Below are 12,210 nucleotides of genomic sequence, written 5' to 3'. Positions count from 1 at the left end.
GATCTGGGCTGCGCTTACTCTGGGTTTACTCTTTTGTACCAGATTTGATCTTGGCAAGCCTATCAATGATTGCTGGCTTTAACTTGCGGAAGTACACCAAGTCTATTGTAAACATGGAAACAAGAGCCAGCCCGACAGTCAGCACGCAGCTAATCCATATCGAGTCTGGTGCAGCTATGCGGTTGGACAGATAAATTGCTGCGAATATTGTCAAAGCCGTCATGAATTCACGCCAGAATGGCTTGCGTGTCTTGAATGTTTTCTGCGCTGCCAGTAACACCAGGTCCGGGTAGTGTTTGGGCGCAACATCCTTTAATTCAGGTACTGCCAGCAATAAGGCATCGGTGCTGAAATTTTGCATGATTATTCCTTTATCAGCCTGATTTCAGGCCACGTTCAGATTATCTGCCTCAATACACGCTTAGTCTACGGTCAAAATGTAAAACATTTACCGATGGCATCTTTAAAGTGACATTTTTTCAGACGGACATTCCCTGCTTATGCTGCTGGCCGTTGTTTTGCCATCAAAGCTGGCCGTAAATAACATAAGCAAACTTCAAAATCTTATATAGATGGGAATAATAAGCAGGTTTGCCTATGGTAAGGTATGTGCAAACTGTTTTCACTATATGCATCATGTGTCAATTACTAGGAATGAACTGCAATACCCCGACTGATATCGTTTTCAGTTTTACCGGGTTTGCAACACGCGGCGGTTTGACGGACGAGCACAAGGACGGCTGGGGCATCGCTTTCTTTGAAGGAAGCGGCGTACGCCTGTTTGTCGATCACCAGTCGGCGGTGGAATCGCCAGTGGCTGAGCTCATCAAGCGTTATCCCATCAAATCCAAGAACGTTATCGCCCACATACGCAAGGCAACCCAGGGCCAGGTCAGCCTGGAAAACTGTCATCCTTTTGTGCGCGAATGCTGGGGACGTTACTGGGTGTTTGCCCACAATGGCGATTTGAAGGAATTCGCGCCTGTGCTTGACGGCAGTTTCCAGCCGGTTGGTAATACTGACAGCGAACGGGCATTCTGCTATTTGCTGCAGCGCATGCGCCGCCATTTTGGCGAGCAATTGCCATCGGTGCAGCAACTGGCTCAGTTCATGCGCGAGATCACCGCAGAGATTGCCAGTTATGGCACTTTCAATATGATGCTGTCGAATGGCGAAGCCCTGTTCACCCATTGTTCCACCAAGCTATACTACATCGTGCGTCAGCATCCTTTCAGCACAGCCGCATTGACGGATGAAGATATGGCCGTGGATTTTTCTCAATTGACCACACCTGCCGACAAGGTCGCCATCATCGTCACCGAACCACTGACCACCAATGAAAGCTGGACCCAGTGTGCATCTGGCCAGATGCTGGTGTTTGTCGATGGTGATGTATTGCCCCTGCCAGAGGTAGCAGCATGAACCAGCGTTTGATGGATCAACTCGATACCAATCTCTTGCGTGTCCTGCATACCCTGCTGACTGAGCGCAGTGTGACCCGCACCGCCATGAAACTGGGGCAGTCACAACCCGCCATCAGCAATATGCTGAAACGCCTCCGCGAAATCACAGGCGACGCCATTTTGGTACGCGGCAAAAATGGCATGACTGCGACCGAGCGCGGTGAAGAACTCTTGTTGCTGGCACGCCAGGGCCTGAATGTACTGGAAAGCATCGCCAGCCCGGCTCCAGCTTTCATGCCCGCCTCAACCCAGCGCATCTTTCACCTCGGTGCACCGGATTACCTGAGTGCCTTGCTGATCCCCCTGATCATAGAAAAACTGCGTGAACAAGCCCCCAATGCTGGCCTGACCGTACATGCCCTGAATGCCGGTTTTGATTATGCCGCTGGCCTGGAAAGTGGCGAGCTTGACTGCGTTATCGGCAACTGGCCAGACTTGCCACCCCACCTGCATCTGGCGCAATTGTTTGAAGATGAAGTGGTGTGCATGGTCAACCGCAAACACCCAGTCGTCAGCAAAGGTTTGTCGATCAAATATTATCTGGAAATGGCCCACCTGGCCCCCACACCCTACATGATGGGTCACCGCAGCATCATCGACACTGCGCTGGCAGAGCAGGGCTTGAAGCGCAAGATACAGATGACCATCCCTTATTTCGGCATGGTGCCCTATGTACTCTCACGCACCGACCTCATCTTCACCACCAGCCGCAGCTTTGCCGTGCAATGCGCCAAAGACTGGCCCATAGAAGTCCTGCCCATGCCGGTCACCGTACCCAAGATGAAGTTCTTCATGCTCTGGCATGAACGCGCGCATGCGGCGGCGGAGGTGCAGTGGTTGAGACGGATAGTGGCCGAAGCTTCGGCTAAGGTGATGGTGTAAAAATATAGATGTAGCTTGAGCCGGGCCTCGTTAGGCTTCGCCTTATCAGCCCAACATTGGGGCTCAGCAATCGTATATCTTATTTAAACGCCAAATGTTGGGCTGATAAGACTTAGCCCAACCTACAGTCCATCTCTTCGTCTTGAAAGGGAACGATGCTCCTACATCAACCCGGCACTTTGCCTTCCACACCCTCGACATAAAACTTGATGTCATGCAGGAACTTGTCATCCGCCACTGCATCCTTGCCCAGCACTTCCTTGCCGGTATTATCCTTGATCGGGCCTTTCCAGATCGGGCCTGTGCCATCGATGACGCCCTGGCGTTTGTCGGCGATGAGTTTTTTGACCTCATCTGACAGGCTGGCGTTGAAGGCTTTGAGGTCTATCATGTTTTCCTTCAGGCCCCACCAGGTGGTCTCTGATTTCCATGTTTTGTTGAGCACTTCATCCACGCGCTTGGTGTAGTACACGCCCCAGTCTATGACGGATGCGGCGAGGTGGGCCTTGGCGCCGAACTTGCTCATGTCGCTGTCCCAGCCAAAAGCATACACGCCTTTTTCTTCTGCTGTTTGCACGACAGCGGCAGAATCAGTGTTTTGCATGAGCACATCCACGCCCTGGCCTATCAGGGTAGTGGCGGCTTCGCGTTCCTTGCCAGGGTCAAACCATTTGTTGACCCAGACTACCTTGGTGGTGGCCTTGGGGTTCACAGAGCGAGCGCCCAGCGTGAAGGAGTTGATATTGCGCAGCACTTCAGGAATAGGAAGAGAGGCAACCACACCCAGCTTGCCAGACTTGCTCATCTTGCCAGCGGCTATACCGGCGAGGTAAGCGCCTTCATAAGTGCGCACATCATATTGCGCGAGATTCTCAGCAGTTTTATAACCGGTAGCATGTTCAAACTTCACATCAGGAAAATCCTTGGCGACTTTCAGCATGGCTTCCATGTAACCGAAGGTGGTGCCAAAAATCACTTTATTGCCCTGGTTAGCCAGGTCGCGGATCACGCGTTCTGCATCAGCAGCGCTTTCTGGTACGTTTTCAACGAAGCTGGTTTTGACCTTGTCGCCAAATTTGGCTTCTACTGCCTTGCGGCCAACATCATGGGCATAAGTCCAGCCTGCATCACCGACCGGGCCTACATATACAAAAGCGACTTTCAGAGGTTCTGCCGCAGCAGGTGCGGCAGCGGTGCTGGCTGGTGCAGACGCTGCTGCGCTGGCGGATTTGCTTGCTTCCTTCTGGCCACAGCCAGCAAGACCGACGATAGCCAGGGACAGCGCGGCTGCCAGGGTTTTTCTGCGAGAGATTTTCATGGATAGCTTCCTTGGTTTGATTTTCAGTTTTATTCAAAAAACGCACAGCAAATTACATTCATACAGATTCAAGCTGACCCCGGGCGGAAAGGCTTGCCCAGGGAAGCAGGCATGTTCAGGCGTATCCAGTCAGGGTTACGCGAGATCAGTACCAGCACGATAATCGTCGCCAGATAGGGCAGCATGGATAAAATTTCCGAGGGTATGGCAATGCCTATCGCCTGGAAATGGAACTGCAATATCGTCACGCTGCCAAACAGTAAAGCACCCAGCAAGACCCGTGCCGGACGCCAGGTGGCGAAGGTGGTCAGTGCCAGTGCAATCCAGCCGCGCCCTGCAACCAGGCCTTCTACCCACATCGGTGTATACACGACAGACAGATAGGCGCCAGCGATACCGCAGCAGGCACCGCTGAACAACAGGGCCAGATAACGTATCTTGCGCACAGGGTAACCCAGCGCATGGGCAGATTCTGGCGATTCACCTACTGCCCGCAAGACCAGGCCAGCGCGGCTGCGGTACAAGAACCAGATAATGCCGCCACACAGCAAGAGGCCAAAATACACCGCAAGATGCTGGTCAAACAAGGCTTTGCCGAGGAAGGGGATATCTGATAAAAATGGAATGCCATGTGGTCCCGCAGGCAGGGACTGTCCGACAAAAGACTGCCCTATGAAGGCCGACAGGCCAGCACCAAAGATGGACAGCGCCAGACCAGTTGCCACTTGATTGGTCACCAGCACCAGTGCCAGCCAGGCAAACAAAGTCGCCATCAGCATGCCAGCAATAGCGCCAGCAACAAAACCCAGCCATGGCATATGAGTCTGGTGGGCGATGGCAAATCCAGTGATGGCCGCCACCAGCATCATGCCTTCGGCACCAAGATTGAGCACGCCTGCACGCTCATTGATCAACAGACCCAAAGCGGCGATCAATAGCGGTGTACCGGAATTGATGGAGGCGGCGATAAGTGCAGCAAAATTTTCCATGGTCGCTTATTTCTGCCAACGCAGGCGGTAATTAATCAGGGTATCGCATGCAAGCAGCAAAAACAGCAGCATGCCCTGGAACAGGCCAGTGATGGCAGAAGGCAGGCCCAGGCGCGATTGCGCCATCTCGCCACCAAGGTAAAACAGCGACAGCACCAGGCCACCAAAGATGGTGCCTATCGGGTTCAAACGACCGATGAAGGCGACGATGATGGCGGCAAAACCATAGCCGGGCGAGATAGAAGGCAAGACCTGGCCTATAGGCCCGGACACTTCAAATGCGCCAGCCATGCCAGCGAAACCGCCAGAAATCAGCAATGATGTCCACAAGGCACGGCGGCTGGAGAAGCCTGCATAACGTGCTGCCAGCGGTGCCAGACCACCCACGGTCAATCTATAACCAGCAAAGCTGCGGTAGACAAATACCGCCATCAAGCCACAGGCAACCAGCATCACAATAAAGCCTATATGCAAGCGGCTTCCCGAGAACAGGTGCGGCAGCAGATAATCGCTGGAAAATACTTTGGACTGTGGAAAGTTCATGCCATGTGGGTCTTTCAGCGGGCCATTGACGGCATACATCAGCAGCAATTGCGCGATATAGGTCAGCATCAGTGACACCAGAATCTCATTGGCATTGAAGCGGTCACGCAACAAGGCGGTGATGGACGCCCACAAACTACCGCCTACCACACCAGCGCAAGTTGCCAGCAGCAACACCGTGCCGCCCGACAAGCCCGGCGTGCCGGTATCAAAAAACAATATGGTGCTGCCAGCGGCCAGGCCACCGGCGATCAACTGCCCCTCAGCACCAATGTTCCAGACATTGGCACGGTAACAGACCGACAGTCCTAGTGCGCACAAGACCAGTGGCGTCGTCTTCAATAGCAGTTCAGCGATGGATGCCTTGCTGCGTATCGGTTCTATCAAAAATACCTGCAAGCCAGTCAAAGGATTTTTACCCAGTGCCATGAACAGCAGGGCACCGAAAAAGATCGTCAGCAACAAAGCCAGTACAGGGGAAAGATAAGCCATGCTGCGCGAGCTGGCGGCACGTAATTCCAGCTTAAACATGCTCGCCCCGCTCATTCTTCACATTTATTTTCTTGCGGCTGCCGCTGCTACCGGTTTTACCGAGGGACACCGTTTCTGCCGTTGTCCATTCTTCCCACAAACCACTCATCCACAATCCTATCTTTTCCCTGGTCGCGCTGGCTGTTGCTATCGATGGCGACAAGCGGCCCTTGGCGATCACATGCATGCGGTCACATAATTCAAACAATTCATCGAGCTCTTCCGAGATCACCAGCACAGCGCAACCAGCTTGCTTGAGCTTGCGTATCTCGTCATGGATTTGCGCTGCCGCACCCACGTCCACGCCCCAGGTAGGCTGGGCAACGATAAACACCTCTGGCTGTCGCGTGATTTCACGGCCCACAATAAATTTTTGCAGATTGCCACCCGACAGGCTGCGTGCCAGTGCCGCAGGCCCACCTGCCTTGACGCGGAAGCGGGCGATGATATCCGCCGCCGCCTGTATCGTATGGCGAAAATTGATCATGCGCTTATTGACGAAGGGCGCATGCTGGTGCGACAACAGCATATTACTGGTCAGGCTCATCTCTGGTACTGCCCCACGGCCGAGTCTTTCTTCCGGCACCAGGCTCTGGCCCAGCTTGCGCCTGCTCTCAGGGCCACGGTTGCCAACTGGTTTGCCTTTCAGTTCTATCATTTGCGGCGCAGCGCGCCTGTCTTCACCAGAAAGTGCAGCCAGTAATTCTTGCTGGCCATTACCAGACACACCTGCAATGCCTACAATTTCGCCGCCAAATAATTCCAGTTGTATGTCTTCGAGGGCCGTGGCAAAGGCATGCGCCTTCGGCAGACTTAGCTGGCGGATCAGCAGCCGTGATTCACCCAGGGTCACGGGCTCGGTATGGGCCGATGGTGGCAAGTCTGCACCTATCATCATGCGCGATAGGCTGGCGGCGGTCTCCTGTGCCGGGTCGCAGTGCCCGGTTACCTTGCCTGCACGCATGACCGTGGCGCTATGACATAGTTCACGGATTTCATCGAGCTTGTGGCTGATATACAGGATGCTGCAACCCTCAGCGGCAATCTTGCGGAGGGTGACAAAGAGTTTTTGTACCGCCTGCGGTGTCAGTACCGAGGTTGGTTCATCAAGGATCAGCAATTGCGGCTTGGTCAGCAGGGCGCGCACGATTTCCACACGCTGTCTTTCTCCGACTGACAAGGTGTGTACATGGCGGTGCGGTTCCAGTTCCAGGCCATAGTTTTCACCAGTCTGGGCGATCTGCTCGGCCAGCTCCAGCATATTCACATTCTGGTCCAGGCCAAGGGCGATGTTCTCAGCCACTGTCAACGTATCGAAGAGTGAAAAATGCTGAAACACCATGGCAATGCCCAGCTTGCGCGCATCTTGCGGCGTCGCTACTTTGATTTCCTGGCCATTCCAGCGCACCGTGCCTGAATCTGGCTTGACAGCACCAAAGATGATCTTCATCAGCGTCGATTTGCCTGCGCCGTTCTCACCCAGCACTGCATGAATTTCGCCCGGCGCAACCTGTAACCTGACACCATCATTGGCAATAACGGCCGGATAGCGTTTACAGATGTCGGTCAGTTCCAGCCTGGGCAATATGGGTGAAGCAGCAGAAGTCACTTTGACCTTTCCATCTGGTGTTTGAAATTCTAGAGTAGGGAGTAAGTCCGTCTGTTCACATCACGTTCAGGACATGTTGGACATTTGCCTGACATTATAAGTGGCTGTCGCGCACATTTTCAAAATCTATCTGTCATTTGGTACAAGGTGGAATTTGTTTGCCTGAAATCAAATTGGAAGAAATCGTTTAAATTTTTCATCTGATGGCTATACGTTGTTTTCCAGCATCAACAGCATTGCCTGCGCACAAAATTTTGTGGATGCGCTATTTGGCGCCTAGCCCTCAAGGCAAGTGAAGCAAACTTAGCTTGAGTAGCAGGCTTTATAGGGAGGAGGAAAAGAAGAGAAACATCCATGGTGATGTTCCTCTTCTATGCAGCTAACTGGATGGTGTAGAAAATAGGGCGTGAAAGCTTAACAGTAGCTGCACTCTGCATTTAACCTCTATCAAGTATTCGATTCAGTCAGACGGTTACTCTTGCTTTATTGCTTGACAAAAACTGGTTGGTCTACCAATCCTGCTCCCGGTGTATATACAGACGCGGCTGTATTTATCCGCTTGGCAGGCGTGCTGCCATCTGCGCCAGTCGCAGGGTTGGGTAAAGGCAATTTAAACTTGTTTCCCAACAAAGCATAGCCGGTGTATTGAGTAGTACCGTTCGAAGTGATATCCAGTGTTTTGTAGGATTCAGTGCCAGAAGTCAAATAAATGTCGCCCGTTTTGAAAATTCCCGTCAGGCTATCATTTTGGATGAAGCCTCCAGTGTTACCGGTAAGGATGGCGCAAACTTCCTTCTTGCCGGTGATAGCGTTGCCTGAGAAAGTAAAAGTGGTACGTGTCTCATACGCGCCATGGATGTCTAAACCGCAGGCAGTTCCAGTGGTATGGCTCCCCGTGGAGTAGACCCATGTTCCTTCAAGTTCGGAGACAGTTGGGGTTGTCGTGGTGTTAGGAGTAGAGGAACCTCCGCCACAGGCAGTAAGGCAGGCAATGAATAGGAGGGATAGTTTTTTCATAGGGCGGGTCTAAATACGAATTAGCAAATGTTACATAAAAATGGGATGCAAAATGTATCACATATAAGCAGAAATGGTGCTGACGCGCGTCAATGTTCTCGCTTGGGTATAGAATAATCCTTAATAATCAAAGGATTTGCCGTATTTTCTAGCGCATGGACAAACCAGCCACTTTCCGTGACGATGCCCGTTTCTGGCGCAGCCCGCTGCTGCCGGATGCTGAGTTGCTGACCGCTGAATACTTTGCCCAGGAATTTGCTCCGCACTGGCATGAAAGCTTTTCCATCCCCGTCATACAGTCTGGCGCACAAACCTACCGCTATCGCGGCACCCGCTGCCTGGCCTCGGTTGGCTGCATCGCAGCCATCAATCCCGGCGAAGTGCATACCGGCGAAAGGGCAACCGAACATGGCTGGGCCTACCGCGCGTTTTACCCGTCCGTAGACTGGATGCAGCAACTCGCCAGCGACATGGCGGGAAGCGCTGTTGGTGTTCCCTGGTTGCCGGATGGAGTCATTGAAGATGCCGAAGTCTCCACCCAACTGGCATATGCCCATCGTTTGCTGGAAGCAGGTAGTGATCCCCTGGCAGCAGAAAACGCCCTGACCGCAGGCTTTGCCCTTATGCTGTCCCGCTACGCCCGCACTCGCCCGGTTATGCAAACTATTTTGCCCGATGCCGTCAGGGTAGAAATGATGAAATCCCGGCTCAGCGAAGACCTAAGCACATCTATCAGCCTGACTGAGTTGGCACAAGAGGTTGGCCTGTCCAGCTTCTACTCCGCCCGTTTGTTTTCCCGCACTACTGGCATGCCACCGCATGCCTGGCGTAATCAACTGAGATTGAACCGCGCGCAGAGTTTGCTGCGGCAGAATCTGTCGGTGACTGAGATTGCGACCATGATAGGGTTTGCGGACCAGAGTCATTTCACGCGGCATTTTAAAAGGGCGTTTGGGGTTGCGCCGGGGAAGTGGCGGGTTTGAAATTACTTGCGATGGTTCGATCAGTCGTGCATTAAGAATATGATTAGTAGTCGTGTTGACGTTGGGGTTGTTGTTGTTTTTGACTTTTGCTGTTCCCATGTGTCGACGCCGTTTGTGCGGTACAGAAAATGGAAAAAGAAGGACCGCTGTCTGAGCGTAGCGAGTTTCGGGCCTTCCCATTTTTTGTACTGCATAAACGGGAACCCCCTTTAGGGGGCGACGACGCCTGGGTCGCCTTCTTTTGCTTCCTTTTCTTGGCGAAAGCAAGAAAAGGGAGTAGCTGCCGGGCTACCCCCGGCCTGCAATCGTCAATGACGTGTACGGGCATTTAGAAATTTAGCTCGTAAGTCTACGATTTTGAATTTAATGCATTGCGCAGCATACTACGAACGCCGCTGGATTCCAGCTAACCCCACGCTGGAATGACGTAACTAACATTAGAGTCATTTAATTTACTTTCAGCCAGATGAGGCACGTAAGTAAATTTTTTATTTCAAATAACGCCCCCAAACCGCAAGAACGTACAAGCCCCTTCCCCAATTTACAGGCAAGATCCCATTCAATCGCCATCCGCAATATGGAATCACCCCCATGCCCGCAACCACAAGAATGAAGCACTTCACCGCTGGTGTCCGCGACACCGTCCCCATGCTCATTGGTGCAGCCCCTTTCGGCATGATCTTTGGGACCCTGGTCGCCACAGCACAAATGCAAGCCTGGCAAGGGCAATTGATGTCGCTGGCGGTGTTTGCAGGCTCTAGCCAGTTCATCGCCACGGGTCTTATCGCCAGTCATACTGGCATGCTGGTGATATGGCTGGCGACTTTTATCGTTAATTTGCGACATATGCTGTATGCGGCTGCTCTCATGCCACATGTGCGTCATTTACCGAGGCGCTGGCGCTGGGGACTGGGTTTTTTGCTGACGGATGAAACTTTTGCCGTGGTTGATCGCTATTACCGACAGCATCCTCAGGATGCCTTGGGGCATTGGTATTTCCTGGGCTCTGGCTTGTCCATGTACGTCAACTGGCAAACTTGGACGCTGATAGGCCTGATGTTTGGGGCGATATTCCCGCAATTACAGACCCTGGGTCTGGACTTTGCCATGGTGGCAACTTTTATTGCGATAGTTGTGCCGCAATTGTTCAAACGTCCGCATTTGCTGGCCGCCATCGTTGCTGGAAGCACAGCTTATGCGTTGCAACATTTGCCTTACAAACTGGGCTTGCTGGTGGCGATTGCTTTTGGGGTGGCGACGGGCATGCTGGTGTCGCGCTTCACCAGGCAAGATAATAAGCAAGAACAAATCACCGCGGAGCAGGCATGAATATTACTTTGACCATCCTTGGCATGGCAGTCATCACCTTTCTGGTCAAGGCCTTGATCTTCATCCTCGGTGACCGCGTAGCATTTTCCGGTAACCTCAAAAAGGCACTGGAGTTTGTGCCGGTGACTGTCCTGACAGCCATCATCGTGCCCATGATCTTGTCGCCTCATGGCAAGGAGTTGGAACTGACCTGGCGCAATCCGCAATTGGTAGCGGCGATTGTAGCAGCCTTGCTGTGTGCGGTGAGCAGGCATCAACTGGCAACCATCATCGTCGGGCTGACGGTGTTCTTTAGCTGGCAGTATATGCTGGGCTAAAGGTAAGATATGTGCTTTGTCGCTTTCAACATTTAGCAAATGACTTACGATTTCAGCGCAGTTAACGCAGCCATGCAAAAATATGTGGACAGGCAGATCCTGTCCGGTGTCTCGACCGCCGTGCTGGTCGGGCGCGAACTGGTGCACCAGCATTGCACTGGCTGGGCCGACCGCGAGAGCCAGACGCCGATGCGCGATGGTCATTTGTTCCGCGTGTTTTCCAATACCAAACTGATCACTTCGGTGGCAGTTTTGCTGTTGATGGAAGATGGCAAGCTGGAACTTGATCAGCCTGCAGAAGAATTCCTGCCGCAACTGGCGCATATGCAGGTGCTCAAACCTGGTGCGACCAATATCAGTGATACCGAGCCAGCGCGCAGCAAGATCACCGTCAAGCATTTGCTTACTCATACTGCCGGTTTGAGTTATGGCTTGCTCGATCATGGCACGGTCATGTACAAGGCCTACAATGAAAAACGGGTCATGAATGCCTTTACCAGTCTGAACGACATGATGGATGTGCTGGCAGAATTGCCGCTGAGTTTTCATCCCGGCGAAGCCTGGGAATATTCGATTGCCACCGATGTGCTGGCGCGGCTGGTAGAAGTTGTCAGTGGCATGAGTTTTGACCGTTTTTTGCAGTTGCGCATCCTCAATCCCCTGGCCATGCATGACACCAGCTTTGTCGTGCCTGCGCATAAGCTTGACAGGCTGGCGTCTTACTATGCTGGTACAGACCCGCAAAATATCTTGCAGCGTGGCTTGCGCAAGCTCGACAAGTCTCCTTACCCTGGCGCATTCACCACGTCAGTTGCCCGCCTGTCTGGCGGTGGTGGCCTGGTATCGAGCATGCAGGACATGCTGGCACTGATGCGCAGCTTCATGCCAGATGGTGATACCTTGCTCAAGCCAGAAACGATCAAACGCATGATGCAAAACCACTTGCCCCCAGGTACTGGCATTGCATTTCCTGGCGTTGGTGATGTACCTGGCAAGGGTTTTGGCCTGGGTGGTGCGGTAACACTAAAACCGTCATCGATAGATCCACCAGCGTCTGTTGGTGAATTTGAGTGGGGTGGTATCGCAGGCACGCATTGGTGGATATCACCACGCCACAATATCGCCGGGATATTGATGACGCAAAGACTCATGAGCTTCTGGCATCCGTTTTCTTTTGACTTTAAGCGACTGGCATACGAGGCAGCAGGGGTGAAATAAACAAAAGGAGA

At 52.8% G+C, this 12,210-nt stretch carries 12 protein-coding genes; 6 read left to right on the top strand and 6 right to left on the bottom strand.

The genetic code is table 11. The features are described from left to right. Positions 1–25: 25 nt before the first annotated feature. A complete protein-coding gene (locus tag Q8K39_RS00635) occupies positions 26–361 on the bottom strand; it encodes a hypothetical protein (RefSeq protein ID WP_186953805.1) in 336 nt (111 codons plus the stop codon). Between the two features lie 275 nt (positions 362–636). On the opposite strand from Q8K39_RS00635, the gene Q8K39_RS00630 reads away from it, so the two are divergent. Further along, entirely contained in the window at positions 637–1,422 is a 786-nt protein-coding gene (locus tag Q8K39_RS00630) for a class II glutamine amidotransferase (protein WP_305257876.1), read from the top strand. Further along, a complete protein-coding gene (locus tag Q8K39_RS00625; protein ID WP_305257875.1) occupies positions 1,419–2,345 on the top strand; it encodes a LysR family transcriptional regulator in 927 nt (308 codons plus the stop codon). Before Q8K39_RS00630 ends, Q8K39_RS00625 begins: the two co-directional genes overlap by 4 nt. Positions 2,346–2,511: 166 nt before the next feature. On the opposite strand, the gene Q8K39_RS00620 is transcribed toward Q8K39_RS00625, so the two are convergent. The 5 genes from Q8K39_RS00620 to Q8K39_RS00600 all read right to left on the bottom strand — a co-directional run bounded on the left by Q8K39_RS00620 (position 2,512) and on the right by Q8K39_RS00600 (position 8,352). Continuing rightward, positions 2,512–3,663 carry a BMP family ABC transporter substrate-binding protein gene (locus Q8K39_RS00620; protein WP_305257874.1) on the bottom strand — a complete coding sequence of 384 codons (1,152 nt, stop codon included), beginning with the start codon at positions 3,661–3,663 and terminating at the stop codon, positions 2,512–2,514. Positions 3,664–3,731: 68 nt separating this feature from the next. Continuing rightward, positions 3,732–4,652 carry an ABC transporter permease gene (locus tag Q8K39_RS00615; RefSeq protein WP_305257873.1) on the bottom strand — a complete coding sequence of 307 codons (921 nt, stop codon included), beginning with the start codon at positions 4,650–4,652 and terminating at the stop codon, positions 3,732–3,734. Positions 4,653–4,658: 6 nt separating this feature from the next. Then, on the bottom strand, positions 4,659–5,726 hold the full coding sequence (locus tag Q8K39_RS00610) for an ABC transporter permease (protein WP_305257872.1): 1,068 nt from the start codon (positions 5,724–5,726) through the stop codon (positions 4,659–4,661). Beyond that, entirely contained in the window at positions 5,719–7,335 is a 1,617-nt protein-coding gene (locus Q8K39_RS00605; protein WP_305257871.1) for an ABC transporter ATP-binding protein, read from the bottom strand. Before Q8K39_RS00605 ends, Q8K39_RS00610 begins: the two co-directional genes overlap by 8 nt. A gap of 483 nt (positions 7,336–7,818) precedes the next feature. Then, complete coding sequence (locus Q8K39_RS00600; protein ID WP_305257870.1) at positions 7,819–8,352, bottom strand: hypothetical protein; 534 nt, start codon at positions 8,350–8,352, stop codon at positions 7,819–7,821. 155 nt (positions 8,353–8,507) lie between these two features. On the opposite strand from Q8K39_RS00600, the gene Q8K39_RS00595 reads away from it, so the two are divergent. From Q8K39_RS00595 to Q8K39_RS00580, 4 genes are all read left to right on the top strand, one after another. After that, positions 8,508–9,335 (top strand): AraC family transcriptional regulator, encoded by an 828-nt coding sequence (locus Q8K39_RS00595; RefSeq protein ID WP_305257869.1) that lies wholly within the window; start codon positions 8,508–8,510, stop codon positions 9,333–9,335. Between the two features lie 591 nt (positions 9,336–9,926). Next, positions 9,927–10,664: an AzlC family ABC transporter permease gene (locus Q8K39_RS00590; RefSeq protein ID WP_305257868.1), complete on the top strand. Its 738-nt coding sequence runs from the start codon at positions 9,927–9,929 to the stop codon at positions 10,662–10,664. Continuing rightward, a complete protein-coding gene (locus tag Q8K39_RS00585; protein WP_305257867.1) occupies positions 10,661–10,981 on the top strand; it encodes an AzlD domain-containing protein in 321 nt (106 codons plus the stop codon). The genes Q8K39_RS00590 and Q8K39_RS00585 overlap by 4 nt, the downstream gene beginning before the upstream one ends. Positions 10,982–11,020: 39 nt before the next feature. Next, complete coding sequence (locus Q8K39_RS00580) at positions 11,021–12,199, top strand: serine hydrolase (protein ID WP_305257866.1); 1,179 nt, start codon at positions 11,021–11,023, stop codon at positions 12,197–12,199. The last annotated feature ends 11 nt before the right edge of the window (positions 12,200–12,210 follow it).

This window comes from Undibacterium sp. (assembly GCF_030683615.1).
In the GTDB taxonomy this organism is placed as follows: domain Bacteria; phylum Pseudomonadota; class Gammaproteobacteria; order Burkholderiales; family Burkholderiaceae_D; genus Undibacterium; species Undibacterium umbellatum.
The sequence above is the reverse complement of the archived record's forward strand: the minus strand, read 5'-3'. Positions and strand labels throughout refer to the sequence as shown.